Source organism: Dyella agri (assembly GCF_044904705.1).
In the GTDB taxonomy this organism is placed as follows: Bacteria; Pseudomonadota; Gammaproteobacteria; order Xanthomonadales; family Rhodanobacteraceae; genus Rhodanobacter_A; species Rhodanobacter_A agri.
Genome location: NZ_JADIKL010000003.1, coordinates 57,847 through 84,109, shown reverse-complemented (window position 1 = coordinate 84,109; position 26,263 = coordinate 57,847). Strand labels below are relative to the sequence as shown.

The following is a 26,263-nucleotide window of genomic DNA, read 5'->3' as shown; positions in this document are numbered from 1 at the left end:
GCATGGTCTACAAAGGCGTGAGATTCGCATACGCCGCCACCAGCCACTTGCTCCCCGCCGCCTCGAAATTCACCTGCAGCCGGGTGTGCGCGCCGCTGCCTTCGGCGCTGATCACCACGCCTTCGCCAAAGCTGGGGTGGCTGACACGCTGGCCGAGTCTGACCGGCAGATCCTCCTGCAGGGGCGCGTGGTCGATGTAGCGGCTGGCGCCGCTGTAGAGCGGTCGGCTCACCTGCACGCGGGGGCGCACCTCGTCGATCAGTTCGGCGGGCATCTCGGCGAGGAAGCGCGAGGGGCGGGCCAGCATCTCGGTGCCGTGCATGCGGCGCGATTCGGCGTAGCTGATGACGAGGCGTTCGCGGGCGCGGGTGATGCCCACGTAGGCCAGCCGGCGTTCCTCTTCCAACCGGCCCTCGTCCTCGGTGGAGCGCTGGCTGGGAAACAGGCCTTCTTCCAGCCCGACCAGGAACACCAGCGGAAACTCCAGGCCCTTGGCGGAGTGCAGCGTCATCAGCTGCACGCAATCGTCCCAGGCTTCGCCCTGGCCCTCGCCGGCTTCCAGCGCGGCGTGCGAGAGGAAGGCGGCGAGCTCGCCCAGGCCGGCGTCGATGTCTTCCTGGGTGCGCTCGAAGCGGCTGGCCACGTTGACCAGCTCGTCCAGGTTCTCGATGCGTGCCTCGCCGTTGCCGCGGCTGTCCTTCTCGTAGTGGTCGCGCAAGCCGGTGTGGCTGAGCACATGGTCGATCTGCTCGGCGAGGGGTAGGCCTTGGCTCCCCTCTCCCTGCAGGAGCGGGGTCGGGGGTGAGGATTCGGGAGAAGAGGGGGCTTCCGGCAAGTCCAGCCCCTCACCCCGATCCTCTCCCCGGCGGGGAGAGGGAGAAAAGTCGCGGGCCATGCCATCGATCAGCGCGAGGAAGCCCTTCACCGCGTTCTTGGCGCGGCCGGCCAGTTCGCTGCCGGCGAGTTCGCCGAGGGCGGCCTCCCACAGCGAGCTGCCGTCGTGGCGGGCGCGGCGGCGCAGCACGTCCAGCGTGCGGTCGCCGACGCCGCGCGGCGGCGTGTTCACGGCGCGCTCGAACGAGGCGTCGTCATGCCGGTTGGCGGTGAGGCGCAGGTAAGCCAGCGCGTCCTTGATCTCGGCGCGCTCGAAGAAGCGCTGGCCCCCGTAGACGCGGTAGGGGATGTTGCGCTGGGTGAGCTGTTCCTCGAAGTTGCGCGACTGCGCGTTGGAACGGTAGAGGATCGCGCAATCCCTGGCGTTGCCGTGCTCGGCGATGTATTCGCGGATGCGCTCGATCACGAAGCGCGCCTCGTCCTGTTCGTTGTAGGCGGCATACAGCGAAATGCGTTCGCCTTCGCCGCCGTCAGTCCACAGGTTCTTGCCGAGGCGGCCGCCGTTGCGTGCGATGACTTGATTGGCGGCCTTCAGGATGGTGGCGGTGGAGCGGTAGTTCTGCTCCAGCTTGATCGTGCGTGCGCCGGGGAAGTCCTTGAGGAACTGCTGCATGTTCTCTACCCGGGCGCCGCGCCAGCCGTAGATCGACTGGTCGTCGTCGCCCACGGCGAAGACTTTGCTGGCGTTGCCGGCCAGCACGCGGATCCACGCGTACTGCAAGGTGTTGGTGTCCTGGAACTCGTCGATCAGCAGATGCCGCCAGCGGTTCTGGTAATGCTCCAGCACAGCGGGGTTCTTCAGCCACAGTTCGTGCGCGCGCAGCAGCAGTTCGGCAAAGTCGACCAGGCCGGCGCGGCGGCACGCGTCCTCGTAGGCCTGGTAGATGCGCACCAGGGTATGCGTGACCGGGTGGTCGCGGTGCTCGATGCCGTCGGGGCGCCTGCCTTCGTCCTTCCAGCCGTTGATGGTCCAGGTGGCCTGGCGTGGCGGGAATTTCGCCTCGTCCAGGCCGAGTCCGGCGATCACGCGCTTCACCAGCCGCTGCTGATCGTCGGCATCGAGGATCTGGAAGCCCTCCGGCAGGCCCGCTTCGCGCCAGTGCCGGCGCAGCAGGCGATGCGCGATGCCGTGGAAGGTGCCCACAGTGAGGCCCTGGGTGCCACCGGGGATCAGGCTTTCCAGCCGCGCGCGCATCTCGCCCGCAGCCTTGTTGGTGAAGGTGACGGCGAGGATCGCCCACGGCGGCACGTGCTCTACCTGCATCAACCAGCCGATGCGGTGGGTGAGCACGCGGGTCTTGCCGGAGCCGGCGCCAGCGAGGACGAGGTAGTGGCCGGGCGGGGCGCAGACGGCTTCGCGTTGCGCGTCGTTGAGCGAGTCGATCAGGTGCGAGACATCCATCGCACCGATTGTAACGGTTGCCGCGCTCAGCCCTTCCTGAAAATGCCGCCCAGCGCCAGCAAGGCGCCCACCGCGATGCCGGCGATACCCAGCCACTGCGGGAAGGCCTTGTCGTGCGTGGCGGTGATCTTGGCCGAACCGAGTTGCACCAGGGTGTCGGTGGTCTGGTAGCTGCCGTGGCCGAAGACCACCCACAGGCCCGCGACAAGCAGGACGAGGCCAACGACGATCAGTGCGAAACGCATGGGTTCTTCCAGCGGTGGAACAGGCTTCGAGTATGCCGGGACGGTCCGTGCAGATGAAGTGCAGGATCGCCTGGTCACGACACTCAAGACAAAGCAGCTCTCTATGAGGAGTGCGGCCATGGATGGCCGCTTTTTGATCTTGTTCTGCGCCCAGGGACGGGTGCACAAACCAAACAGTGCGGCCATGGATGGCCGCTTTTCGATCTTGTTCTGCACCCAGGGACGGGTGCTCAAACCAAACGGTGCAGCCATGGATGGCCGCTTTTCGATCTTGTCCTGCACCCAGAGACGAGTGCACGAATACACCCACAAAAAAAGGCCCCGAAGGCCAGGGGGTGCCTTCGGGGCCGGTGGAGGCGGATGCCCAGGGGAGAGGTTCCGCGTCCGGGTGGCTGTCCAGGGAGGTGACCAGCCATGGATGCCGTTGCGTGCATCCGATGATTGAGAACGCGCGAATCCGCAAAAGTTCTACCACCGGGGCAAAAAAGTCAGGCCCGATTCATTTCACGGAAACCCAACAACTGGGTGCGCCCCGCCTCAGTGCGCCTCGTCCCAGTTCGCTCCCACACCCACGTCGACCAGCAGCGGCACGGCCAGTTCCGCCGCGCCTTGCATGCGCTGCTGCACCGCTTCGCGCACCTCGTCAACCGTATCGGCGCGCACTTCGAATACCAGTTCGTCGTGCACCTGCATCAGCATGTGGGCGTCGTCGCGGTTTCGCAGCCAAGCGGCCACGGCGATCATCGCGCGCTTGATGATGTCGGCGGCGCTGCCCTGCATCGGGGCGTTCACCGCGGCGCGCTCGGCGCCGGCGCGATGGGCCTGGTTGCGGGACTGCAGGTTCTCCAGGTACAGGCGGCGGCCGAAGATGGTCTCCACGTAGCCGTCGCGGTGCGCCTGGGTGCGAGTGGCTTCCATGAAGGCGTGTACGCCGGGGTAGCGGGCGAAGTAGCGCGCCATGTAGTCGCTGGCCTCGCCACGGTCGATGCCGAGCTGGCGGGCGAGGCCGAACGCGCTCATGCCGTACATCAGTCCGAAGTTGATCGCCTTGGCGGCACGGCGCTGGTTGGCGGTGACTTCTTCGGGCTTGAGGCCGAACACCTCGGCGGCAGTGGCGCGGTGCACGTCGCCGCCTTCATGGAAAGCCTTCAGCAGGCCCTCGTCGCCGGAGAGGTGGGCCATGATGCGCAGTTCGATCTGCGAATAGTCCGCCGCCATCACCTTCCAGCCGGGTGGCGCGATGAAGGCCTGGCGGATGCGGCGGCCTTCTTCGGTGCGCACCGGGATGTTCTGCAGGTTCGGATCGGTAGAGGAAATGCGCCCGGTGGCCACCGCGCCCTGGTGGTAGCTGGTGTGTACGCGGCCGGTGCGCGGGTTGACCGTGCCGGCCAGCTTGTCCGTATAGGTGGAACGCAGTTTGGCCAGGCCGCGGTAGTCGAGGATCAGCTTGGGCAGCGCATGCGCATCCGCGATCGCCTCCAATGCCTCTTCATTCGTCGAGGGCTGGCCAGTGGGCGTCTTGAGCCGGGCGGGCAGGCCAAGTTCGTCGAACAGGATCGCCTGCAGCTGCTTGGGCGAATCGAGGTTGAACTCGCGGCCGGCTTCCTTGTAGGCCTGCTGCTGCAGTTCCAGCATGCGCTTGCCGAGCTGCTGGCTTTGCCGACGCAGTTCGTCCACGTCGATCAGCACGCCGCGCTGCTCCATGCCGGCCAGCACGGGTATCAGCGGGATCTCGATGTTTTCGTAGACCGAACGCAGGCTGGGCACGCTCTCCAGCTGCGGCCACAGCGCGTGGTGCAGGCGCAAAGTGATGTCGGCGTCCTCGGCGGCGTAGCGGCAGGCGGTGTCCAGGTCTACCTGCGAGAACGGGATCTGCTTCGCGCCCTTGCCAGCCACTTCCTCGTACTTCACGGTGTCGTAGCCGAGGTACTTCTTCGCCAGCGAATCCATGTCGTGGCGCGTTGCGGTGGCGTTCCACACGTAGGATTCGAGCATGGTGTCGTGGCGCACGCCCTGTACCGCGATACCGTAGTGGGACAGGATGTTGATGTCGTACTTTGCGTGCTGGCCCAGTTTGGGCCGGCTGACGTCCTCGAACACCGGCTTGAGCGCGGCGAGCACCGCATCGCGCGGCAGCTGCGCGGGTGCGCCGGGATAGTCGTGCGCCAGCGGGACGTAGCAGGCCTTGCCGGGTTCCACCGCCAGCGACAAGCCCACGATGTCGGCCTGCATCGGGTCGATGCTGGTGGTCTCGGTATCGAAGGCGATCAGCGGCGCGTCCTGCAGTTTTTCCAGCCAGGCGTCGAGTTGTGCTTGCGTAGTGACGAGCTCGTAGGCGCCGGGCGCGGCGAGGTCGAAGCCGTGCTCGCCTTGCAGGAGAGGTTTGGGTGAGGATTCGACTGGAGCGCGCGGCGCCGTCGTACCCTCACCTCCAATCACTCTCCCGGGGGGAGAGGGGAGCGAGGCGTCTGCAGCGGCGTCGAGATCTTTCAGCGCCGCCTTGAATTCGTAGCGCGCGTACAGCTCGCGCAGCGCGGCGGCGTCGGGTTCGCGCAGCGCGAGATCGGTAGGGCCCTGCTCCAGCGTCACGTCGGTCTTGATCGTCACCAGCGCGCGCGACAGCGGCAATTGTGGCAGCGCAGCGCGCAGGCTTTCGCCGATCTTGCCGCCCACCTGATCGGCATGGGCGACCACGCCGTCGAGCGAGTCGTATTCGGCCAGCCATTTCGCGGCGGTCTTGGGGCCGCACTTGGGCACGCCGGGCACGTTGTCCACGGTATCGCCGACCAGGGTGAGGTAATCGATGATGCGTTCGGGCGGCACGCCGAATTTCTCGATCACCCCTTCACGATCCATCGTGGTGTTGGTCATGGTGTTGACCAGGGTGACGCCGGGGCCGACCAGCTGGGCCATGTCCTTGTCGCCGGTGGAGATCTCCACCTCGATACCGGCCTGCTGCGCCTGCAAGGCAAGTGTGCCGATGACGTCGTCTGCTTCCACGCCTTTTATGCGCAGGATCGGGAAGCCCAGCGCACCCACGATTGCCAGCATCGGTTCGATCTGCGCGCGCAGGTCGTCCGGCATCGGCGGGCGGTTCGCCTTGTAGTGCTCGTACATCGCGTCGCGGAAAGTGGGGCCGGAGGCGTCGCTGACGAACGCGACGTATTCCGGACGTGCCTTCAGCGTGGCGCGCAGCATGTTGACCACACCGAACAAAGCGCCGGTGGGTTCGCCGTGCGCATTGCTCAGCGGGGGCAGCGCGTGGAAGGCGCGATACAGGTAGGAGGAACCGTCGATCAGGATGAGCTTGGGCATGCGCCCATTCTGGCATGCGGCGCGCGATGTCGCGGTTCACGGGCGGGCAGCGGGCACACTGTTATGCTTCGGCCCCCCAATGAGGTCGCCGTCATGAAACCTGCCGCCTGCCTGCTTGCCCTCACTGCCTTCGTCGCGCTGCCGGTTTGCGCGCAATCCACCAGCGCGCAGCCGCCGAAATTCGCGCCGGTGCCGCCACCGCCCGGCATGAACGATCCGGGCGTGAAGGCGGTGGCGCCGCCCGCCCAGCCGGCGCCCGCGGGCACCAGCGGCAGCACGCCCGCCGAGGTCACCGCGACGCCCTTGCCCGGCAAGCCGATCCCGTTGCCCGCGATGCCGGGCGACAAGCGTGCGCCGCAGGCCGCCCAATCCAGTTCGCCGGCGGACGATGTCACCGTGCATACCGAGGGCGATGCGGTGTACCAGGAATACCGCCGCGGCGGCCGCGTCTACATGGTGGTGGTCACCCAGAAGAACGGTCTTTCCTACACCTACATGGTGGACCGGAACGGCGTGATGAGCGCCACCGAGGGGGCGCCGCCGGTGCGCCCGGTGATGTACAAGATCCTGGAGTGGGGCGGCAGCAAGAAGCCTGCCGAGTCCGACAACGGCGCGCAGAGCGACGGCAGTCGTTGAGCCGGGATGGGCGCGGCGACGCGTCGTGGGCGTGATGAAAGCGCGCGGGCTGCGGGATTGATTTGCCCCGGAGGCCCCGCTGCAATAAGCGCTACTCGTTGCTGGTGTCCCGCATGTTCCGCCGTTACCTGCCCGATCGCTTCACCTGCGCGCTGCTGCTGACCGTGCTGTTGGCCAGCGTGCTGCCTTGCCGCGGCAGCTGGGCCACCGTGTTCGGTTGGCTCACCGATGCGGCGATCGCGTTGTTGTTCTTCCTGCACGGCGCCAAGTTGTCGCGGACGGCGGTGTTTGCGGGCATCACCCATTGGCGGCTGCATCTCGCCGTGCTGGCCAGTACCTTCGCGCTGTTTCCGCTGCTGGGCTGGGTACTGCGCCCCGTACTGGCGGCGCTGGTGACGCCTGGGCTGTATCTGGGCGTGCTGTTTCTCTGTGCGCTGCCGTCCACGGTGCAATCGTCGATCGCGTTCACCTCGATCGCGCGCGGCAACGTCTCCGCTGCAGTGTGCGCGGCTTCGGCTTCCAGCCTGTTAGGCATCTTCGTCACGCCGCTGCTGGTGGGCGCGATGCTGGAGTCGCATGGCGGAGGCGGCATGTCGTGGCATGCGGTGGGTGAGATCGTGCTGCAGCTGCTGGTGCCGTTCGTGGCGGGGCAGGTGGCGCAGCGCTGGATCGGCGGCTGGGTACAGCGGCACCGTCCGCTGGTCGGCCTGGTCGACCAAGGTTCGATCCTGCTGGTGGTGTACACCGCATTCAGCGCCTCGGTGCTGCAGGGCTTGTGGCGACAGGTGCCGCTGCCGGTGCTGGGCGGATTGCTGGTGGTCAACGCGGTGTTGCTGGCGCTGGCGCTGCTGGTGACACGCTGCGGCGCGCGTGCGCTGGGCTTCGGCAAGGAAGACGAGATCACCATCGTGTTCTGCGGCTCCAAGAAGAGCCTGGCCAGTGGCGTGCCGATGGCCAAAGTGCTGTTCGCCGGCCATCCGCTGGGCATGATCGTGCTGCCGATCATGCTGTTCCACCAGATGCAGTTGATGGTGTGCGCGGTGCTGGCGAAGCAGTACGCACAGCGGAGTGTGGCGATGTCGGCGGACGAGGGGGATGTGGCGCCGGCGGATTGAGGCGGGGGCAAACCCGGCCCCTCACCCAATCCTCTCCCCGAGGGGAGAGGGAGATGCCACGATCAATGCCGGAAGTGGCGCATCCCGGTGAACACCATCGCCATGCCGTGTTCGTCGGCGGCGGCGATCACCTCGGCGTCGCGCATCGAGCCGCCGGGCTGGATCACGGCGCTGATGCCGGCGGCGGCCGCTGCGTCGATACCGTCGCGGAACGGGAAGAAGGCGTCCGACGCCATCACCGAGCCGCGCACTTCCAGCTTCTCGTCGGCGGCCTTGATGCCGGCGATCTTCGCGCTGTACACGCGGCTCATCTGGCCGGCGCCGATGCCGATGGTCTGGCGGTCCTTCGCATAGACGATGGCGTTGGACTTCACGAACTTCGCCACCTTCCACGCAAAGATCAGATCGTCGATCTGCGCGGGCGTGGGCGCCAGCTTGGTTACGATCTTCAGGTCGGCGGCGGTGACCATGCCGGTATCGGCGGTCTGGATCAGCAGGCCCGAGCCGACGCGCTTGACGTTGTCGCCGGGAAGCGCGGCGACCAGGTCGGTGCCCGGCGGCACCGGGATCTCCAGCACACGCACGTTCCCCTTCTTGGCGAATGCCTTGAGCGCTTCGTCGCTGTACGACGGCGCCAGCACTACCTCGACGAACTGCCGCGACACGATCGCCTGCGCGGTGGCGCCGTCCAGTTCGCGGTTGAACGCGATGATGCCGCCGAAGGCCGAGGTGGGGTCGGTCTGGTAGGCGAGGTCATAGGCCTTGCCAATACCGTCCAGGCTCACTGCCACGCCGCAGGGGTTGGCATGCTTCACGATCACGCAGGCGGGTTTGACGAAGCTGCGCACGCATTCCCACGCGGCGTCGGCGTCGGCGATGTTGTTGAACGAGAGCTCCTTGCCCTGCAGCTGGCGGAACGTGGCCAGCGTGCCGGGCGCCGGGTACAGGTCGCGGTAGAACGCGGCCTGCTGGTGCGGGTTCTCGCCGTAGCGCAGGTCCATCAGCTTGACGAAGCGGCCGTTGGCCTGGGCAGGGAAGGCTTCGTGGCCGGCGATCGCATCGTGGGAATCGTCGAGCTTGAGGCCCGAGAGATAGTCGCTGATCGCGCCGTCGTAGCTGGCAACGTTGTTGAACGCAGCGACCGACAACTTGAAGCGGGTCGCGCGGCTGAGGCCGCCGTGCTGTTCGATCTCGGCCATCGCGTCTTCGTACTGGCCGGGCGAGGTGAGTACGCCCACGTCGTTCCAGTTCTTCGCCGCCGAGCGCAGCATCGCGGGGCCGCCGATGTCGATGTTCTCGATCGCCTGCTCCAGCGTGCAATCAGGCCTGGCGACAGTGGCTTCGAACGGATAGAGGTTCAGCACCAGCAGGTCGATCGGTTCGATGCCCAGCTCGGCCATCACCGCGTCGTCGGTGCCGCGCCGGCCGAGCAGGCCGCCGTGAACCTTGGGATGCAGGGTCTTGACCCGCCCGTCCATGATCTCGGGGAAGCCGGTGAGTTCGCTGACGTCCTTCACCGGGATGCCGGCTTCGCGCAGCGCCTTGGCGCTGCCGCCGGTGGAAAGCAGTTCCACGCCCTTGGCGGCAAGGCGGCGACCCAGTTCGATCAGGCCGGTCTTGTCGGAAACACTGAGCAGGGCGCGGCGGACGGGGGCGACAGCGGGGGCGGACATGGCGGCTTCCAGGCGGGAAAGCCGCAGATTATAGCCGAGTCCGGGGTGCGGCCGCCGTTTGGACGGCCAAACGGCGAAGAGGGGGTGTTACAGCAAGCCGTGCGCGGCCAGCTTCTTGCGCAGCGTGGCGCGGTTGATGCCCAGCGCCACGGCGGCGCGGCTCTGGTTGCCGTCGTGGAATGCCAGCACTTCGCGCAGCAGCGGGCCTTCCACTTCGCGGATCACCAGCGCATGCAGGCCTTCACCGCAGTCGGCATCGCCGAGGTCGGCGAGATAGCGGCGCACGGTGCGGCTGACGCATTCGCTCAGCGCACTCTGCGAAGCGACCGCACGGGTGGCTTCGGTGGCTGGCAATCTCACGGCATTCACTGACATTTCCCTCTGTATGTGCTGCGCGGCTGCTTGGGCCGCTGCTTCTGATTGTCGTCCGCGACCGCGTCGGCGGTCCCCCGTACATACCGGTGGCGATGTGCGGAAGGGCGAAGTCTACCCGCGCGGGCCACGAATTTTAAGTGCTGTGTGTAGCAAACAGACAGGTCCAGGCACTTGCGTCCCTGTTGCGCGCGATGCCGCCGGCGGTACAGGGATGGGTGGCGCGTTACTCGAAGCCGAATTCGTAGGCGACCGCCTGGTCGCCGGGGTCCTGCACCTCCAGCAGCAGCGCCGTGGTGGCGCCAGGCGCAAGTCCGCGGCGCAGGACGGTGGGGTCGTCCAGGTAATCCGAAGGCAGCAGGCGACGCATCGTCAACCGATGGCCTTGCGCATCCGACAAGGTGACCACCACGACCGGCCAGGGCTGTGCGAACGTAGCTTCGTTGCGCAGGCTGAGGCTGATCATCAGCGCGTGCGCGGCATTGGGATGGCTTTCGACATTGCTGGCGAGCAGATGCAGCTGCTGCGGTGCGGCGACCAGCGGCAGGCTGCAGCCGAGTACGTCGCAGGCGCCGCGCAACCCGCCGCCAAACAGCGGATTGCGGACCAGGTTGTCGCGACCGACCCACGCCAGCTGGCACGCGAGCGCGAGCGCGAGCGTCGTGCAGACCAGTAACCATGGCCAGCGTCGCGGCCGCGCGGCATCGTGTCGCGCACGGCGTGCACGCTCGGCGCGTCGCGGCTTGCGCTGGCGCGAACCTTTCGCGAAACGCGGCGTGAATACCAGTTGCGAAAAATCTTCGGAAGACGCCTCAGGCGTCGTCGCCGGCTCCGCCACCACGACGGGCTCGGGCGCAGGCGGCTGCGGGCGATACACCACCAGTTCGATGCGCGGCGGTACCAGCGCCTGCTCGTTCACCGGAAGTTCCTGGAACGGTTCCGGCGGCAGTTGTTCGGCGAGTGTGGCGAGGCTGTCGAAGCCGGCGCCGCAATGCCCGCACATCACGTAGCCGTGCGCTTGTACCAGCGCTTGCGCACCGAGCGAGAACACGGACAGGCATTCGGGGCATTGCGTATACATGCGCGACGCTGCGGTGAACGAGCTGCAAGCTTAGAGCCTGTTCGCAATCTCCGCATAGCCCGCGTTGGCTCGCCGCGGCCGCCATGCGGCGGCATCGAACAGGCGCCGACAGACGGCTCAGTCGCGTCGACGGCCGCTGATGCGCACCCAGCCGTCGCACATGTCCACGCACAACGCGTCGAACCATTCGGCGTAGCGCGCCAGCAGTTCGTCCTGCTGGCCGTCGAGAATGCCGGAGATCGCGAACGGGGCGCCAGGCTTCGCGGCAGCGGCGAAGACCGGGGCCAGTTCGCCCAGCGGTCCGGCGAGGATGTTGGCGACGAACACCTGGGCCGGATCAGCCACGTGGTCCTCGGGCAGGTACAGCGCGAGGCGCTCGGCCACGCCGTTGCGCTCCGCATTGTCCTGCGAGGCGACCAGCGCCTGTGGATCGTTGTCCACGCCTACTGCGCTGGCGGCGCCGAGCTTGAGCGCGGCGATGGCGAGGATGCCCGAGCCGCAGCCGTAATCGATCACCGACTTCCCGGCGAGTTCGAGGCCGTCCAGCCACTCCAGGCACAGTGCCGTGGTGGGATGGGTGCCGCTGCCGAAGGCGAGGCCGGGATCGAGGCGCACCACCACCTGCTGGTCGTCCGCCGGCGGTTCGATGTTCCACGGGTAGATCCACAGCCGCCGGCCGAACAGCATCGGCTGGTACTGGTCCATCCACACGCGCTCCCAGTCCTGGTCTTCCACTATGCGGAAGTCGAGCTGGTCCGGCTCCAGCCAGGGCAGCAGCTCGCCCAGCGCGGCGGCGAGGCCGCGGCGGTCGGCGTGCTCGTCGAACAACGCGTTCAGGGTGATCGTCGGCCACAACGGCAACTCGCCCACGCCAGGTTCGAAGATCGCTTGCTCGTCGGGCGTTTCGGCGTCGGCGTCGCGCAAAGTGATCGACAGCGCGCCGAGATCCTCCAGCGCTTCCTCCACACGGGGCTGCTGTTCGAGGCGGGCGGTGAGGGAGAGTTCGAGGAAGGGCATGGTGGAAGTCCACTCCCGCTTTCGTTGGGGCGCGGGTCGGAGTGAGGGGTGTTCTGGCAATGAAGCGTGGGTGAGCGGGTGTTGATCGGGGCTAGTCGCAGGCCCCGATCGCTCGCCCCCATCCTCTTCTCGGCGAGGGGCGGGCCTTAGTGGCCCACGCCCTTTTCCTTCTGCTCGGCCATCCGCTTCTCGAGGTAGTGGATGTTCTGGCCGCCGTGCTGGAAGCCCACATCGGCCATGATGCGCTGCTGCAGCGGGATGTTGCACTTCACGCCCTCGATCACCGTCTCGGCGAGCGCGAGGCGCATGCGCGCGATCGCGGTGGCACGGTCCGGGCCGTGCACGATCAGCTTGCCGATCATCGAGTCGTAGTTCGGCGGGATGCGATAGCCGTCGTACAAATGGGTGTCCACACGCACGCCAGGGCCGCCGGGCGCTTCGAAACGCTTCACCGTGCCGGGGCAGGGCAGGAAGCTGTCGGGGTCCTCGGCATTGATGCGGCATTCGATCGCGTGGCCGTGGATCTGGATGTCTTCCTGCTTGATCGACAGCTTCTCGCCGCCGGCGATCAGCAACTGCTCGCGCACCAGGTCGACGCCGGTGATCAGCTCGGTCACCGGGTGCTCCACCTGGATGCGGGTGTTCATCTCGATGAAGTAGAAGCGGCCGTTCTCGAACAGGAACTCGAAGGTGCCGGCGCCGCGATAGCCGATGCGGACGCAGGCGTCCACGCAGACCTTGCCGATTTCGGCGCGCAGCTCCGGCGTGATGCCGGGGGCGGGCGCTTCCTCCACCACCTTCTGGTGGCGGCGCTGCATCGAGCAGTCGCGCTCGCCGAGGTGGATGGCGTTGCCCTGGCCGTCGGCCAGCACCTGGATCTCCACGTGGCGCGGATTCTCCAGGAACTTCTCCATGTACACCTGATCGTTGCCGAAGGCCGCCTTGGCCTCCTGCTTGGTCATCACGATGGAGTTGCCCAGGTGCGCCTCGGTGCGCACCACGCGCATGCCGCGGCCGCCGCCGCCGCCGGCCGCCTTGATGATGACGGGGTAGCCGATCTCGCGCGCGATGCGCAGGTTTTCTTCGATGTCCTCGCCCAGCGGGCCGCCGGAGCCGGGCACGCAGGGCACGCCTGCGGACTTCATTGCACGGATCGCTTCCACCTTGTCGCCCATCAGGCGGATCACGTCCGCGGTCGGGCCGATGAACACGAAGCCGGACTGCTCCACCTGCTCGGCGAAGTCGGCACGCTCGGAGAGGAAGCCGTAGCCCGGGTGGATCGCCTGCGCGTCGGAGATTTCCGCCGCGGCGATGATGCGCGGGATGTTGAGGTAGCTCTCGGCCGACGGCGCTGGGCCGATGCAGATTGCCTCGTCGGCGAGGCCGACATGCTTGAGGTTGCGGTCGGCGGTGGAGTGTACCGCCACCGTCTTGATGCCGAGGCTGTGGCACGCGCGCAGCACGCGCAGCGCGATTTCGCCGCGGTTGGCGATGAGGACTTTTTCTAGCATTCGCGTGGCCTCAGCCAATCACGAACATAGGCTGGTCGAATTCGACCGGCTGGCTGTTCTCGACCAGGATCGCCTGGATGGTGCCGGAGACGTCCGCCTCGATCTGGTTGAACATCTTCATGGCCTCGATGATGCCCAGCGTCTCGCCGGCCTTCACCTGCTGGCCCACCTTGACGAAGGCGGCCGCGCCCGGCGTCGCCGAGGCATAGAAGGTGCCGACCATCGGCGCCTTCACCACGTGGCCGGCCGGCAGGGCGTCGGCGGCAGGGGCTGCTTCGACTGCGGCGGGAGCGGGTGCGGCGGCAACGGGCGCGGGTGCCACGGCGACCGGAGCGGGGGCGGCCATGCTGCCCTTGGGCACGCGCGACAGGCGCACCACTTCCTCGCCTTCCTTGATTTCCAGTTCGGCGAGGTTGGACTCCTCGAGCAGGTCGATCAGCTTTTTGATCTTGCGCAGATCCATGGGGTGGCCTTCTTTATGTCGTGACGCCGCCTGCGGGCGACGGGAAAGGGAAAACAGAGGTCAATGGGCCGCCAGCCGGGCGATCGCCGCTTCCAGCGCCAGCCGGTAGCTGTCGGCACCGAAGCCGCAGATCACGCCGACCGCGATGTCGGCCAGGTACGAGTGGTGCCGGAACGGCTCGCGTGCGTGCACGTTGGAGAGATGCACTTCGATGAGCGGAATCGCCACCGCGGCGAACGCGTCGCGCAGGGCGATGCTGGTGTGGGTGAAGGCGCCGGCGTTGCACAGAATCATCGCCACCTGCTCGTCCCGCGCCTGCTGCACGCGGCCGATCAGCTCATGCTCGGCGTTGGACTGGAACCAGCTGAGTTCATGCCCGGCAGCCTGCGCCTGCGCGGCCAGCCGGCCGTTGATGTCGGCCAGCGTGTCGCGGCCGTAGATGGCGGGTTCGCGTGCGCCCAGCAGGTTGAGATTGGGTCCGTGCAGAGCCAGGATCTTCGCCACACCATACCTTCGACGGCGTCCGGATGACCCGGAACGCGCGCAGTGTGCGCGCTGTTGCGGATGTTGTCCAGTTCGGCGCAGTTCGGCGATGTTCCAAGGAGAAGTGCGTCACTCTCCGTGCGCTGACGTATGCATTGCTTTTGCGGTCATCCCTGTGCGCGAGGATCGGATGAGTGGCCATCCCGGGGCATGCTTCCCGTAAACCAATCTTCGAGCGTGGCGGTATCCAGCGGGCCCCAATGTGTGGCGATCACGCGCCCATCGGTCCCGATCAGCACACTGTAAGGCAGCATTTCGCCGCTATCGCCCCAGCGCAGCGAGGTGCTGGGCGCTTCCATCTGGCCCAGCAGGACCGGGAAATGCAGGGGATGGTCGGCAAGAAAGGCGCGAACCCGCAGAGGCTCGTCCATCGCAATACCGAGCACGATCGTCCCCTGATCGCCGAACTTGGCTTGGGTACGGTCCAGCGCCGGCAGCTCGTCCAGGCACGGACCGCACCAGCTGGCCCAGAAATTCAACAGCACCCGGCGGCCCCGGTAATCGGCCAGACTATGCACGCGTCCCTGCAGGTCCGGGAGTTCCAGCGCAGGGGCTGCTTCGCCAAGCTGTGCCACCGTCGCCCCAGCGGGGACGTGCGCCAGCCGGCTCTCGTGCTGCAGCCATCCGCCCAGTGCGGCGGCCAGTACGGCGATGCCAAGAATGACGAGGTTGTCGCGGCTCAGCATGCCGGCGCATTTCCTGCCCGGACGAGCCGGTCCGCGGCCAGGCCGATGCGTATCCCGTTCACCGTGCCGCTTCCTCCAGCGCCCGCGTCACCAGCGACGAGGTCAGTACCGTAGGCAGTTGCCGCCCTTCGCCGCCACCCTTCGGAAACACCACATACAGTGGCACGCCCGGCGAGTGGTATTGCTGCAGGAAGGTGGTGATCGCAGGATCTTCGTTGGTCCAGTCACCCTTCATGTAGATCGCGCCGGTGCGTTCGAGCGTGGCGCGGAATGCCGCGCCGTCCAGCACGGTGTGCTCGTTGGCTTTGCAGGTGATGCACCAGTCGGCGGTCATGTCCACGAACACCGGGGTGTTGGCGGCGCGCAGTTCGGCCAGCTTCGCGGCGCTATAGGGCACTGTACCGTCCCGGGTCGCCAAGGTTTTAGCCGTGGCCGGCACCTGCGCCAGCAGGTACAGCGGCGCCAGCGCAGCCAGCGCCAGCAAGGCGGTCAGTGTGTGGTGCAGCGGGCCGCGCCCGCGGCTGCGTTCGAACCACCACAGTGCCAGCGCCAGCAGCACCATCGCCACCAGCAGCAGGCCCACTGCATCGGCGCCGCGCTGGTTGGCAAGGACCCAGGCCAGCCATGCCGCAGTGAGATACATCGGGAAGGCCAGCACCTGCTTCAGCGTTTCCATCCAGCGCCCCGGCCTGGGCAGCCAGCGCGCCAGTGCGGGAACGAAGGCAACGGCGAGGAAGGGCAGGGCCAGGCCCACGCCGAGCATGAAGAACACCAGCAGCGCACTGAACGCCGGTGCGGCGAAAGCATAGGCCAGCGCGCTGCCCATGAACGGTGCGGTGCAAGGGCTGGCCACCACCACGGCGAGTACGCCGGTGAAGAAGTCGCCGACCACGCCGCCGCGATTTGCCAGCGCGGCACCCGCATTGCCCAGCGAGGCGCCGAACTGCACAACGCCGGACATCGAAAGGCCTAGCGCGAAAATCACGCAGGCCAGGGCCGCCACCAGCAGCGGCTGCTGCAATTGCGTGCCCCAGCCCAGGGCGTGCCCGGCCGAGCGCAGCGCGAGGATGGCCAGGCCCAGCGCGACGAAGCTCGTCAGCACGCCGGCGGTATAGGCCAGCGCGTGGCGGCGCCGGCGCGCGGGGTTCTCGCCGCTTTCCAGCAGGCCCACGGCCTTGATCGACAGCACCGGCAGCACGCAAGGCATCAGGTTGAGCACCAGGCCGCCACCCAGAGCCAGCAGCAGCGCGGCGAACAGACTGGTCTGGATCGGGCCGCCCGGCAGCGTTTCGGCGGGTGGGGCCGCCTTCGCGGCAGCACCCGCACCGGCGGCCGCGGGCGCGCCGGGCACGGTCACGCCGCTCGCCGCGGTGCCGCTTTGCAGGTCCACGGTCATGTCACGCGTGATCAGCGGATAGCACACGCCGCCGTCCTGGCAGCCGAGGAAGCTGGCTTCCAGCGTGAGCTGGCGGCGTTCCGCGATGTCGCCCTCGACCGCTACCGGCAGTTCGAGGTTGCCGAAATACACCGTCACTGCGCCAAGCTGTGCATCCTGGTGCACCACGCCGCCGGTCGGCCACGCGGGCGCGGCGAGCTTGAGGCCTTCCGCGTCCTTCAGGCGCAGCGCGATATGGTCGCGGTAGACGTAATAGTCCTTCGGCATCGTCCAGCGCAGCAGCAGGTGCTGCGAGTCTTGCGCCAGCGCGGTGAGCCGGAAGGCCTGTTCCGGCGGCAGCGGCAAGGATGCCGCGCCACCCGCCTGCAGCAGCGCCGCGGCCAGGGCGCTATTGCCGCCCGCAGGCGGCGTCGTGCCCGTCGCCGCGCTGGCGGGCAGCGGCAAGTCGAGGTGTTCGGTGTGCGGCGGGTAGCAGATCTTCGGCTCCACTTCGTGGCAGCCCTGGTACTGCACGCTCAGCTGCAGGCGGGTGGTGCCCGGCGCCACGGTGTAGGGCAGGCCGGCGTCCACGCCGTGGTGGTAGGTCTCCACCGGGCCGAGATAGGGGTCGTCGTGCTTCTCGCCGGGTGGCAGTTGTGCCTCGCCCAGCGTCACGCCGGGGCCGGCGGTGAACTTCATGCGGCCGCGATAAAGGTAGTAGTCCGGCGCGATCGTCCAGTGCAGCTTGAGCGTGCCGGGCGTGCCCGCATCTGCGCTGAGCTTGTAGGCCTCGGTCACCGGCAGGATGTTGTCGTCCTGCGTCTGCGCGTACGTTGCAGGGGCCAGCGCCGCCAGCAGGGCGAACAGCAGGCCCGTCAGCAGGGTTCGGTGGAAGATCTTCGGCATCACGACTCCGGCCAAGCGACGCTGCGGGGGCGAGACGGTCATTATGACGACTGGATGCCGGCAAGGTTCACGGCGCGACGTTCGCCCGCACCCACGCCAGATAGGCGGCATGGCCGCGCTCCACCGGCAGCGCGATCAGTTCGGGCAGTTCGTAGGGATGAAGTTCCAACAGACGCGCCTTGAGTGCATCGAGACGCCCGGCCGTGGTCTTGATCAGCAGCAGCTCTTCGCTGTCGGTACTCACCTCGCCTTGCCAGCGGTAGGTGGAGAGCACACCCGCTACGCGGTTGACGCAGGCGGCCAGTCGCTCGCCCACCAGCGTCTCGGCCAGCCGCTGCGCGCTGGCGGCGTCGGGGCAGGTGCAAAGGCAAAGCAGGATGGCGGAGTCGGGCATGGCGGCAATCGATGTCGAAATCCTACAGACCCCCTCGGGCATGGCGCCGGGCAAATGAGGGCTGGGTCGCAAGCGGGGCAGCTTAGTGCACTGCAGGTGCTGCCGGTCGGACGCATGGGGCATCAGGCGGATTTCGATGGTGGAGGGCTCTTGAAAGCGGCCTGAGTCCACCCCATCCGCTGTCCTAAGGGTCGAATCGGGTGATGTCGCACACGCCGCACTTGCAGCGAGGGCTTGCATCGCTAGAATTGGCACTCATCTATGGCGAGTGCTAACAGCGGTCTCCCGGGCCGGCCTGTCAGTCCTCAAACCACATTCCACCACCTAGCTTGGGAGCCACCCATGAGCAAACTGCGTCCGCTGCACGATCGCGTCATCGTCAAGCGCCTGGAAGAGGAGCGCGTCTCCGCCGGCGGCATCGTCATCCCCGACAGCGCCACCGAGAAGCCCACCCGCGGCAAGGTGATCGCCGCCGGTACCGGCCGCATCCTGGAAGACGGCAACGTCCGTCCGATGAGCCTGAAGGAAGGCGACGTGGTGCTGTTCGGCAAGTACGCCGGCCAGGAAATCAAGATCGACGGCGAAGAGCTGGTCTTCCTGAAGGAAGACGACATCGTGGCGGTCATCGAGGGTTGATCGACCGCTGATTGGCCGAGCGCGGAAAGCGCGCACGCCAGTCGCCTTCGGCTCCTTCCCGCACCCCTTTCGCAAGATTGCCCGTACCTAATTTCAAAATTTTTCAAGGAAAAATTTTATGGCCGCTAAAGAAGTCCGCTTCGGCGAAGACGCCCGCTCGCGCATCCTGAAGGGCGTCAACACGCTCGCCAACGCCGTCAAGGTCACCCTGGGCCCGAAGGGCCGCAACGTCGTGCTCCAGAAGAGTTTCGGCGCCCCCACCGTCACCAAGGACGGCGTGTCCGTGGCGAAGGAGATCGAGCTGGCCGACGCCTACGAGAACATGGGCGCGCAGATCGTCAAGGAAGCCGCCTCGAAGACCTCCGACAACGCCGGTGACGGCACCACCACCGCGACCGTGCTGGCCCAGGCGTTCATTCGCGAAGGCATGAAGGCCGTTGCCGCCGGCATCAACCCGATGGACCTGAAGCGCGGCATCGACAAGGCCGTGATCGCCGCTGTGGCCGAGCTGAAGAACCTCAGCAAGCCCACCGCCGACGACAAGGCGATCGCCCAGGTCGGCACCATCTCCGCCAACTCCGACAGCGCCATCGGCGACATCATCGCCACGGCGATGAAGAAGGTCGGCAAGGAAGGCGTGATCACCGTCGAGGAAGGCTCGGGCCTGGAGAACGAGCTGGACGTGGTCGAGGGCATGCAGTTCGACCGCGGCTATCTGTCGCCGTACTTCATCAACAACCAGCAGAGCCAGCAGGTCGAGCTGGAAGACCCGTTCATCCTGCTCTACGACAAGAAGATCTCCAACGTGCGCGAGCTGCTGCCCGTGCTCGAAGGCGTGGCCAAGGCCGGCAAGCCGCTGCTGATCGTCGCCGAGGAAGTGGAAGGCGAGGCGCTGGCCACCCTGGTGGTCAACACCATCCGCGGCATCGTCAAGGTCGCCGCCGTCAAGGCGCCGGGCTTCGGTGATCGTCGCAAGGCGATGCTGGAAGACATGGCCATCCTGACCAACGGCCAGGTGATCTCCGAGGAAGTGGGCCTGCAGCTCGAGAAGGCCACCGTGGCCGATCTGGGCCGCGCCAAGAAGATCGTGGTCACCAAGGAAAACAGCACCATCATCGACGGTGCCGGCGAAGCCGAGAAGATCCAGGCCCGTATCAAGCAGATCAAGGCGCAGATCGAGGAGACCTCCTCCGACTACGACCGCGAGAAGCTGCAGGAGCGCGTGGCCAAGCTGGCCGGCGGCGTGGCGGTGATCAAGGTTGGCGCCGCGACGGAAGTCGAGATGAAGGAAAAGAAGGCCCGCGTGGAAGACGCCCTGCACGCTACCCGTGCGGCGGTGGAAGAAGGCGTGGTGCCGGGCGGCGGCGTGGCGCTGATCCGCTCGCTGAAGGCGATCGAAGGCCTGAAGGGCGACAACGAGGACCAGAACCTCGGCATCGCCATCACCCGTCGTGCGCTGGAAGCGCCGCTGCGCGAGATCGTGTTCAACGCCGGCGCCGAGCCGTCCGTGATCGTCAACCAGGTCAAGGAAGGCCAGGGCAACTTTGGCTACAACGCCGCCACCGGCGAGTTCGGCGACATGATCGCGTTCGGCATCCTGGACCCGACCAAGGTCACCCGTTCGGCGCTGCAGTACGCCTCCTCCGTGGCGGGCCTCGCCATCACCACCGAAGCGATGGTGGCTGAGCTGCCGAAGAAGGAAGAGCACAACCACGGCGGCGCCCCCGGTGGCATGGGCGGCATGGGCGGCATGGATTTCTGATGCCCCCGTCGGCACCGTCGATCCGATGGCGCCGGCCAACATGCAGCCATCCATGGCCGCACCGCTCGCCAAGAGCGGCGCAACACGAAAAAACCCCGCTTCGGCGGGGTTTTTTCGTGGGGTTGTGCGAAAGGCTGGGCGTCGCTGGATCAGGCGCTTGGCCATGCCCTGCTGGCGCGACTGCCCGACAGAAGTATCTTGACGAGGAAGCGGATCTGCGCCGGCTCGTGGGTATCGACCTTCACCACGGGCAGGCGGAATCCTTCCGCGACCAGGGCGGCGCGGAACGCATCCAGCCGGAATTCGGGGGCGAGGTCGCTGCGCGTCACGCCGACGGTAAAGCTGGCGCCCGGCGCCAGATGGGAAAATTCATCGAGCATCGATGTGGTGTAGGCGAGCCGTTGCGGGTCGCAGGCATTCACCAGGACGAGTACGCCGGTGGCGCCATCGCAGACCATTGGCCACATGAAGTCCAGGTGCCGCTGCCCGGGAACACCGTGGATGTGCAGCAGCTCTCCGTCGTCCAGCCTGGCGGTGGTGTAGTCCAGCGTGAACTTTGCCTCCGCCTGGCCGATGCCCACCGGCATCCGGGTGCTCACCGGGGCGACGTCGGAAAGGGACTCGATGACCGTGGTCTTGCCGGATTCCATGTTGCCGACGAATACCAGTTTGTGCTCGAAACAGCCGCTGCTGGCGTCGCAATCCGGGAGCTCTTGCACGACTGGCTCCAGGCTGGGAGCGGTGGTATTGCGAGGGCGGACACTTGCCGGACTCCAGATGTGGCTCGGCATGCCCTGCCGCATTTCGTTGTTTCTTGTTTTGGTTCTTGGCACTGGGGCAATCCTTGGCATGCGTGCCATGGCCGAAGCGGTTTCTGCTTCTGCAAGGCAGCACGACGGGAGCGGCTCCAACCGCAGGACCGATGGACCGGCACATCCGGGGAAAAGGTGGAGCGCGCGTTTCGTCTGGTGCGCTCCAAGCTAATCGACCAAGGTCTTGCTCGAAATAGGAAAACTCTTAAAAGCGACGTGCGCATGTGCGGGAGCAGGGCATGGCCCTGCAGATCACGCACGAGAAATCCCCTGGTGCGCTGGCAAGCGTAAACCCGATGCAGCGTGGCGGTGTCAGCTGATTCCGGATGGATTGGAACTCAATGCACCCCGGTTGCCGGCGCGGCGACCGCGGATGCCTGGCTGGCGGCAGAGGCGGTTGTCGGCGCAGCTGTTGTCCCCACCACTTTTGCCAGCAAGGCTTGCAGCTTGCGGGTCATGCGTAGCTGCTCGACGCTGGCCATGGACTGGTCGAGCTTCTGGGTGGCGGCGTCTTCGTCCGGTTGCGGGGCGCCGGGGGCGCGGGTGAGCGTGGCCAGCGACGGGCCAATCAGCTCGGTGAGCGTGTAGTAGGGATCGTCGTGGATGCCGGCGGCCGCGAGCAACCTGCCAGGCAGCAGCCATGCAGCGGTGTCTTCGTGCACGGCCTGGCCAGTGGCGTGCGGATCGACCAGCAGCCAGGTGCCGGCTTGCGCGAGCATGTCCTGTCCGTTGACGAAGCCGTCGATGCGGTAGCTGTCGGTGAGCGCGGGCAGGTGGTCGCCGTAGAACAGCAGCAAGGTGGAGCGCTGGCGCTTGGCCAGCCATGCGGCGAGCCGGCCGAGTTCCTGGTCGGCGTGTTGCATGTGGTAGAGGTAGGTCTGCAGCTCCCGCTTGTCCTTGCCTTCGATGCCGGCGGGCACCGCGATCGCGTCGCGGGCGGCGGTGTCCTTCGGCTCCACGTCGTAGGGACCGTGCGCCTCGATGCTGATCGCGAAGACGAACTGCGGCGGCCCGCTGTCCTTGAGCTGGCGCATGATCTCGTCGGTCATCGCGCTGTCGGCCATGTATTTGCCGTCGTTCGGCGCATCGGGCGGGAACGCGGACTGCGAGACGAAGTGCTGGAAGCCCAGTGTCTTGAACGCGGTATCGCGGTTCCAGAACGTGGGATCGTTGCCATGCACCGCCACCGTGGCGTAGCCATGGTCGTCCAGCACATGGACGAGGCTGGGCAGCGGCTTGCGGCCGATCTGCAGATAGGGAAACTGCAGGTTGTCGAAATAGCGCAGCGACAAGCCGGTGAGCATTTCGAACTCGGTCCGGATGGTGCCGCCGCCAAAGGTAGGCACGTGCAGTGCGCCGCTGATGCCGTGCTGGGCCAGCCGGTGCAGGTTGGGGGTAAGGTCGTCGTTCGCGTAGCCCTTCATGATGCGCGGGTCGAAGAACGATTCGCTCTGGATCACCACGATGTCAGGCAGCACAGCGGCGTTCGGCGTCTGCAGGTGTTGGCGCAGCGCGTCCGCGGACTGGCCGATCAGCTGTTCGGCGACGGCGTGATCGGGTTTCGGCTTCTGCTGGCCGTACTGCAGGTGGAACATCACCAGCTCGCTGAACAGGCCGGAATGCACGCGGGTGGAAGCGGCCGACCACGGCTCCAGCCACAGCACGCGGCTGTTGTAGATCTTGGCCCAGCCGCTCCAGCCACCGAGCAGGCTGCCCAGCAGCAGCGCCAGCACGCCGCCGGCCAGGAGGCGCTTGCCGCCGGTGCGGCGCTCGAACAGCGGCGGCTCCAGCCGCCACATCGCGATCAGGATCAACACACCGGCGATCATCGCCAAGTACGGCCATGGGCTGTGCGGCAGGTAGCCGGCCAAGAGATGGAACCCGCCTTTGCGCAATTGGCCCGCCATGCGGAAATCCGCTGGCAACAGTGGCGTGCCGAGGTTCGCCGCCTTCAGCGTGCTGATGCCGTAGAGCAGCCCCTGCAGCAGGTAGGCCAGTCCGAACGACAGCAACAGCCGGCGCGTCATCACCAGCAACAGACCGGCAAACAGCAGGCCGGGCCATGCATTGGCGATGGGGAAGCGCGGCTGGTCCAGCAGGCGCAGCGGCAACACGCCCATGCCGCCGTCGAGCAAGCCGGTGAGCAGCACGAAGACCAGCGTCATCGCCAGGATCAGGGCGATGCGCGGTGCCGTGCGGCGAAGTACGGGGACAGCAGATGGGGGCATGGCGGAACCGGGGGCTCGGTTGTCATGGATATTGAACAGTGCGGCCATGAACGACCGCCCGTTTGATTCTCGCAATCAGGGGTGATTGCGAGGAAATCGAAGGGTGCGGCCATGGATGGCTGCCGATTTGATTCCCGGGATCAGGGATGATTGCAAAGGAACAGTAATCAGGATGACATGAATCGATTGTTCGCCGTGGGGCGGGCCGCAACCGGCGGGGGAGCCCTCCTGCAACGCGTCAGCCCGGTCAAGGTGCACCGGCGCGCCTGCCGATCCGTGCCCCGGCTGCGGCACAATGGCCCGATGCCTGTTTCCGCCCACGAATCCTCCGCACTGCGCGCCCTGGTCGACGACCGCTATGCCGAGCTGGCCGCCCGGTGCCGCGCGGCCGGCGTCCCCCTGCACGACGACGCTGGCGTGGCCGAGCGCATCCGTCGCACCTTGGCCGCCAGCGATTTCGCATTCGAGGCCTGGCGTGGGCAGCCGGCGCTGCTGTCGCCCGCGGGGCTGGAACGCCTGCGTTCGAACGCCGATGCCGCGGCACGCATCGACGCGCTCAGACTGCCGGAAGACGAAGTGCAGACGCTGGCCGCGCTGCGCCGCTTCCGTCACGCCGAGGCGCTGCGACTGGTGTTCCGCGACGTCAACGCGCTGGACGAGCTGCCGGAGACTCTGTCCGCCACCAGCGTGCTGTACGAGTCGTTGCTGGAGGCGGCGCTGGGCTGGTCCGAACGCGCATTCGCTGCGCGCTATGGCCATGCGCGCAGTCGCGAGGGTGAACGGCAGCGGCTGGTGGTGGTGGGTTTCGGCAAGCTGGGCGGCGCCGAGCTCAATTTCTCCTCTGACATCGACCTGGTGCTGGCCTACCCGCACGGCGGTGAGAGCGACGGTGCGCGCGTACTCGACAACGGCGAGTACTTCGTACGGCTGGGCCGGCAACTGGTGCGCCTGCTCAACGAGCCGACGGTGGACGGCATCTGCGCACGCGTCGACCTGCGCCTGCGGCCGTTCGGCAACGCGGGGCGGCTGGCGCTGTCGTTCTCGGCGATGGAGCAGTACTACCAGCGCGAGGGCCGCGACTGGGAGCGCTATGCGTGGATCAAGGCGCGCCCGGTGGCCGGCGACCGCGCTGCCGGCAAGCGGCTGCAGGAGTTGTTGCGGCCCTTCATCTATCGCAAATACCTCGACTACACCGCATTCGCCGGCTTGCGCGAGATGAAGGCGCTGATCGACGCCGAGGTGGCGCGCAAGGATCTCTCGGACAACCTCAAGCTCGGTTCCGGCGGCATCCGCGAGATCGAGTTCATCGTGCAACTCACCCAGCTGATCCGCGGCGGCCGCGAACCCTCTCTGCGCGTGCGCGGCCTGCTGCCGGCGCTGGCCGCGTGCGAAGCGCGCGGCCACATTCCCGCGATGCGCGCCAAGGCTTTGCGCGAGGCCTACGTGTTCCTGCGTCGGCTGGAGAACCGCGTGCAGATGCTGCGCGACGCTCAGACCCACGACATCCCCGACGACGCCTTGAGCCGCGAGCGCATCGCCGCAGGGCTGGACTGGCCGGCGTGGGAGCCGCTGGCTGCAGCGCTGGCGAAGCACCGCGAGATCGTCGCCACCGAGTTCGCCGCCGTGCTGATGCCGCAGGGCGGGCGCGACGTCCGCGTGCCGGCGGCGGATGCGGCGCTGTGGCAGGCGGCCTGTGCCGGAACACTGGAGGTCGGAACGCTGGAGGCCAGCGGATTCGTGCCGGGCGCGGAAGTGGCCGACGCTCTCGCCAAGCTGCCGCAGGGCGGCGCGGTGCGCGCGATGTCGGTGCGTTCGCGCGAACGGCTGGATCACCTGATGCCGCAGCTGATCGCCGCCGCACGCGGCAGCGTGGCGCCGGCGCCCTGCCTGCTGCGCCTGTGTCGATTGACCCAGGCGGTGGCGCGGCGCTCGTCCTATCTCGCCCTGCTGGAGGAGCAGCCCGCCGCGCGCAAACGCTTGGTCGCACTGTTCGCCGACAGCGCCTTGCTGGCCGAACAAGTGATCGCGCAACCGCTGCTGCTCGACGACGTGCTCGATCCGCGCATCGACCAGTTGCCGCTGAAGCGCGCCGACATCGGCGCCGAGATCGCCCGCGTGCTGTCCACGCTGGAAGAACGCGAGGCCGAGGCCGAACTGGAGCGTATCAACGAGTTCCAGTCCTCCACCGCGTTCCGCCTCGGCCTTGCCTTCAACGATGGCCGCGCCGATGCCGCCGCTACCGCGCGCCGTCTCGCCGCGCTGGCGGAATCGGTGGTGGGCGCAGTCACCGCGCTGGCCGAGCGCGAGCTGGTCGCCCAGCACGGCCGCCTGCCGGGCGAGGGTTCCGGTTTCGCGGTGCTTGGTTATGGCAGCCTCGGCGGCGAGGAACTCGGCTTCGCCTCCGATCTCGACCTGGTGTTCGTCTACGACGGCCGGCGTGCGCAAGCAATGAGCGACGGCGCACGGCCGATCGAAGGCGCACGCTGGTACCAGCGTCTCGCCCAGCGCGTGATGAACTGGCTCACCATACCCACCCGCGCCGGGCGCTTGTACGAGGTGGACACGCGGTTGCGGCCGGACGGCTCCAAAGGTCTGCTGGTGGGCAGCCTCGATGCCTTCATTGCCTACCAGCAGAGCCGTGCATGGACCTGGGAACACCAGGCTCTGCTGCGCGCCCGTCCGGTGGCCGGCGATGCTGGGTTGGGCGCCGCACTGTCCGCGGTGCGGCGCGACATTCTCGGCGCGCCACGTGAGCGCACGACGGTGCTCGACGAAGTGAGCCAGATGCGCCGACGCTGGCGTGCCGAGCGCGATCGCTCCGACGAACGCCAGCTCGATCTCAAGCAAGGTCGCGGTGCTTTGCTCGACATCGAATTTGCGCTGCAGGGACTGGTGCTGGCGCATGCCGCGCGGCATCCCGCTCTGTTGGGTGTCACCGCCACTGCCGCGCTGCTTGCCGCCTGCCGCGATGCGGGCCTGCTCGACGCAGCGCAATCGTCCGTGCTGGCGGCCGCGCATGCGGGCCTGTTGCAGCGCTCGCTGGTCTGCACGCTGGATGCGCGCCCGCGCATCGCACCGCGCGACAGCGTGCTGGAGACTCTGTGCAGCAAGGTGATCGAGGTTACGCGGGCGCTGGGCTTCGCGTTCGACTGAGCGCAAAAGCGTGGGGCGAACGGCCGGCAGCAAGGCCGGCCGTT

The 26,263-nt window shown here is 67.3% G+C and carries 20 protein-coding genes; 5 read left to right on the top strand and 15 right to left on the bottom strand.

Features of this window, described 5'->3' with window-relative positions; genetic code table 11:
• Positions 1-7: 7 nt before the first annotated feature.
• The 3 genes from ISP14_RS06335 to polA form a co-directional block, all read right to left on the bottom strand.
• Entirely contained in the window at positions 8-2,296 is a 2,289-nt protein-coding gene (locus tag ISP14_RS06335; protein WP_404537286.1) for a DNA helicase II, read from the bottom strand.
• A 26-nt stretch (positions 2,297-2,322) separates the two neighbouring features.
• Entirely contained in the window at positions 2,323-2,541 is a 219-nt protein-coding gene (locus ISP14_RS06330; RefSeq protein WP_404537284.1) for a hypothetical protein, read from the bottom strand.
• A gap of 537 nt (positions 2,542-3,078) precedes the next feature.
• The gene (gene polA, locus ISP14_RS06325) at positions 3,079-5,856 is read right to left on the bottom strand and encodes a DNA polymerase I (RefSeq protein ID WP_404537282.1); all 2,778 of its coding nucleotides are present in this window, start codon (positions 5,854-5,856) and stop codon (positions 3,079-3,081) included.
• A gap of 93 nt (positions 5,857-5,949) precedes the next feature.
• On the opposite strand from polA, the gene ISP14_RS06320 reads away from it, so the two are divergent.
• Together ISP14_RS06320 and ISP14_RS06315 are read left to right on the top strand one after the other, a co-directional pair.
• Positions 5,950-6,492, top strand: coding sequence for a DUF2782 domain-containing protein (locus ISP14_RS06320; RefSeq protein ID WP_404537280.1), 543 nt, complete (start codon positions 5,950-5,952; stop codon positions 6,490-6,492).
• Positions 6,493-6,605: 113 nt separating this feature from the next.
• Positions 6,606-7,607 (top strand): bile acid:sodium symporter family protein, encoded by a 1,002-nt coding sequence (locus tag ISP14_RS06315; RefSeq protein ID WP_404537279.1) that lies wholly within the window; start codon positions 6,606-6,608, stop codon positions 7,605-7,607.
• Positions 7,608-7,669: 62 nt separating this feature from the next.
• Here ISP14_RS06315 and purH read toward each other — a convergent pair whose 3' ends face one another.
• The 10 genes from purH to cutA form a co-directional block, all read right to left on the bottom strand.
• Positions 7,670-9,280 (bottom strand): bifunctional phosphoribosylaminoimidazolecarboxamide formyltransferase/IMP cyclohydrolase, encoded by a 1,611-nt coding sequence (purH, locus tag ISP14_RS06310; protein WP_404537277.1) that lies wholly within the window; start codon positions 9,278-9,280, stop codon positions 7,670-7,672.
• Between the two features lie 87 nt (positions 9,281-9,367).
• Positions 9,368-9,655, bottom strand: coding sequence for a helix-turn-helix domain-containing protein (locus ISP14_RS06305; protein ID WP_404537275.1), 288 nt, complete (start codon positions 9,653-9,655; stop codon positions 9,368-9,370).
• A gap of 223 nt (positions 9,656-9,878) precedes the next feature.
• Positions 9,879-10,733, bottom strand: a complete 855-nt coding sequence (locus ISP14_RS06300) for a zinc-ribbon and DUF3426 domain-containing protein (RefSeq protein WP_404537273.1) — start codon at positions 10,731-10,733, stop codon at positions 9,879-9,881.
• Between the two features lie 117 nt (positions 10,734-10,850).
• The gene (gene prmA / locus ISP14_RS06295) at positions 10,851-11,750 is read right to left on the bottom strand and encodes a 50S ribosomal protein L11 methyltransferase (protein ID WP_404537271.1); all 900 of its coding nucleotides are present in this window, start codon (positions 11,748-11,750) and stop codon (positions 10,851-10,853) included.
• A 146-nt stretch (positions 11,751-11,896) separates the two neighbouring features.
• Entirely contained in the window at positions 11,897-13,261 is a 1,365-nt protein-coding gene (gene accC, locus ISP14_RS06290; RefSeq protein ID WP_404537269.1) for an acetyl-CoA carboxylase biotin carboxylase subunit, read from the bottom strand.
• Positions 13,262-13,271: 10 nt separating this feature from the next.
• Entirely contained in the window at positions 13,272-13,724 is a 453-nt protein-coding gene (accB, locus tag ISP14_RS06285; RefSeq protein WP_404537267.1) for an acetyl-CoA carboxylase biotin carboxyl carrier protein, read from the bottom strand.
• Between the two features lie 60 nt (positions 13,725-13,784).
• Positions 13,785-14,228, bottom strand: a complete 444-nt coding sequence (gene aroQ / locus ISP14_RS06280) for a type II 3-dehydroquinate dehydratase (protein WP_404537265.1) — start codon at positions 14,226-14,228, stop codon at positions 13,785-13,787.
• A gap of 146 nt (positions 14,229-14,374) precedes the next feature.
• The gene (locus tag ISP14_RS06275; RefSeq protein WP_404537263.1) at positions 14,375-14,953 is read right to left on the bottom strand and encodes a peroxiredoxin family protein; all 579 of its coding nucleotides are present in this window, start codon (positions 14,951-14,953) and stop codon (positions 14,375-14,377) included.
• Positions 14,954-15,011: 58 nt separating this feature from the next.
• Positions 15,012-17,234: a protein-disulfide reductase DsbD family protein gene (locus ISP14_RS06270; RefSeq protein ID WP_404537261.1), complete on the bottom strand. Its 2,223-nt coding sequence runs from the start codon at positions 17,232-17,234 to the stop codon at positions 15,012-15,014.
• Between the two features lie 67 nt (positions 17,235-17,301).
• Positions 17,302-17,628, bottom strand: a complete 327-nt coding sequence (gene cutA, locus ISP14_RS06265; protein WP_404537259.1) for a divalent-cation tolerance protein CutA — start codon at positions 17,626-17,628, stop codon at positions 17,302-17,304.
• A gap of 342 nt (positions 17,629-17,970) precedes the next feature.
• Between cutA and groES the strand changes: the two genes are divergently transcribed.
• Together groES and groL are read left to right on the top strand one after the other, a co-directional pair.
• On the top strand, positions 17,971-18,264 hold the full coding sequence (gene groES, locus ISP14_RS06260) for a co-chaperone GroES (RefSeq protein WP_049623107.1): 294 nt from the start codon (positions 17,971-17,973) through the stop codon (positions 18,262-18,264).
• Positions 18,265-18,382: 118 nt separating this feature from the next.
• Complete coding sequence (groL, locus tag ISP14_RS06255; protein ID WP_404537257.1) at positions 18,383-20,026, top strand: chaperonin GroEL; 1,644 nt, start codon at positions 18,383-18,385, stop codon at positions 20,024-20,026.
• Positions 20,027-20,175: 149 nt separating this feature from the next.
• On the opposite strand, the gene ISP14_RS06250 is transcribed toward groL, so the two are convergent.
• Both ISP14_RS06250 and ISP14_RS06245 read right to left on the bottom strand, forming a co-directional pair.
• Positions 20,176-20,676 (bottom strand): GTP-binding protein, encoded by a 501-nt coding sequence (locus ISP14_RS06250; protein WP_404537815.1) that lies wholly within the window; start codon positions 20,674-20,676, stop codon positions 20,176-20,178.
• Between the two features lie 500 nt (positions 20,677-21,176).
• On the bottom strand, positions 21,177-23,066 hold the full coding sequence (locus tag ISP14_RS06245; RefSeq protein WP_404537255.1) for an LTA synthase family protein: 1,890 nt from the start codon (positions 23,064-23,066) through the stop codon (positions 21,177-21,179).
• 303 nt (positions 23,067-23,369) lie between these two features.
• Here ISP14_RS06245 and glnE point away from each other — a divergent pair, with 303 nt between their 5' ends.
• Complete coding sequence (glnE, locus tag ISP14_RS06240) at positions 23,370-26,219, top strand: bifunctional [glutamate--ammonia ligase]-adenylyl-L-tyrosine phosphorylase/[glutamate--ammonia-ligase] adenylyltransferase (RefSeq protein ID WP_404537253.1); 2,850 nt, start codon at positions 23,370-23,372, stop codon at positions 26,217-26,219.
• Positions 26,220-26,263: the final 44 nt, after the last annotated feature.

Bases quoted from the DNA above. Each gene is read 5' to 3' on its own strand.
- accC (WP_404537269.1), bottom strand. From the start codon at position 13,261: ATGCTAGAAAAAGTCCTCATCGCCAACCGCGGCGAAATCGCGCTGCGC.
- ISP14_RS06275 (WP_404537263.1), bottom strand. From the start codon at position 14,953: ATGCTGAGCCGCGACAACCTCGTCATTCTTGGCATCGCCGTACTGGCC.
- purH (WP_404537277.1), bottom strand. From the start codon at position 9,280: ATGTCCGCCCCCGCTGTCGCCCCCGTCCGCCGCGCCCTGCTCAGTGTT.
- polA (WP_404537282.1), bottom strand. From the start codon at position 5,856: ATGCCCAAGCTCATCCTGATCGACGGTTCCTCCTACCTGTATCGCGCC.
- ISP14_RS06300 (WP_404537273.1), bottom strand. From the start codon at position 10,733: ATGTATACGCAATGCCCCGAATGCCTGTCCGTGTTCTCGCTCGGTGCG.
- ISP14_RS06270 (WP_404537261.1), bottom strand. From the start codon at position 17,234: ATGCCGAAGATCTTCCACCGAACCCTGCTGACGGGCCTGCTGTTCGCC.
- cutA (WP_404537259.1), bottom strand. From the start codon at position 17,628: ATGCCCGACTCCGCCATCCTGCTTTGCCTTTGCACCTGCCCCGACGCC.
- ISP14_RS06250 (WP_404537815.1), bottom strand. From the start codon at position 20,676: ATGGAATCCGGCAAGACCACGGTCATCGAGTCCCTTTCCGACGTCGCC.
- ISP14_RS06335 (WP_404537286.1), bottom strand. From the start codon at position 2,296: ATGGATGTCTCGCACCTGATCGACTCGCTCAACGACGCGCAACGCGAA.
- ISP14_RS06330 (WP_404537284.1), bottom strand. From the start codon at position 2,541: ATGCGTTTCGCACTGATCGTCGTTGGCCTCGTCCTGCTTGTCGCGGGC.
- groL (WP_404537257.1), top strand. From the start codon at position 18,383: ATGGCCGCTAAAGAAGTCCGCTTCGGCGAAGACGCCCGCTCGCGCATC.
- accB (WP_404537267.1), bottom strand. From the start codon at position 13,724: ATGGATCTGCGCAAGATCAAAAAGCTGATCGACCTGCTCGAGGAGTCC.
- groES (WP_049623107.1), top strand. From the start codon at position 17,971: ATGAGCAAACTGCGTCCGCTGCACGATCGCGTCATCGTCAAGCGCCTG.
- ISP14_RS06320 (WP_404537280.1), top strand. From the start codon at position 5,950: ATGAAACCTGCCGCCTGCCTGCTTGCCCTCACTGCCTTCGTCGCGCTG.
- ISP14_RS06305 (WP_404537275.1), bottom strand. From the start codon at position 9,655: ATGTCAGTGAATGCCGTGAGATTGCCAGCCACCGAAGCCACCCGTGCG.
- ISP14_RS06245 (WP_404537255.1), bottom strand. From the start codon at position 23,066: ATGCCCCCATCTGCTGTCCCCGTACTTCGCCGCACGGCACCGCGCATC.
- glnE (WP_404537253.1), top strand. From the start codon at position 23,370: ATGCCTGTTTCCGCCCACGAATCCTCCGCACTGCGCGCCCTGGTCGAC.
- prmA (WP_404537271.1), bottom strand. From the start codon at position 11,750: ATGCCCTTCCTCGAACTCTCCCTCACCGCCCGCCTCGAACAGCAGCCC.
- ISP14_RS06315 (WP_404537279.1), top strand. From the start codon at position 6,606: ATGTTCCGCCGTTACCTGCCCGATCGCTTCACCTGCGCGCTGCTGCTG.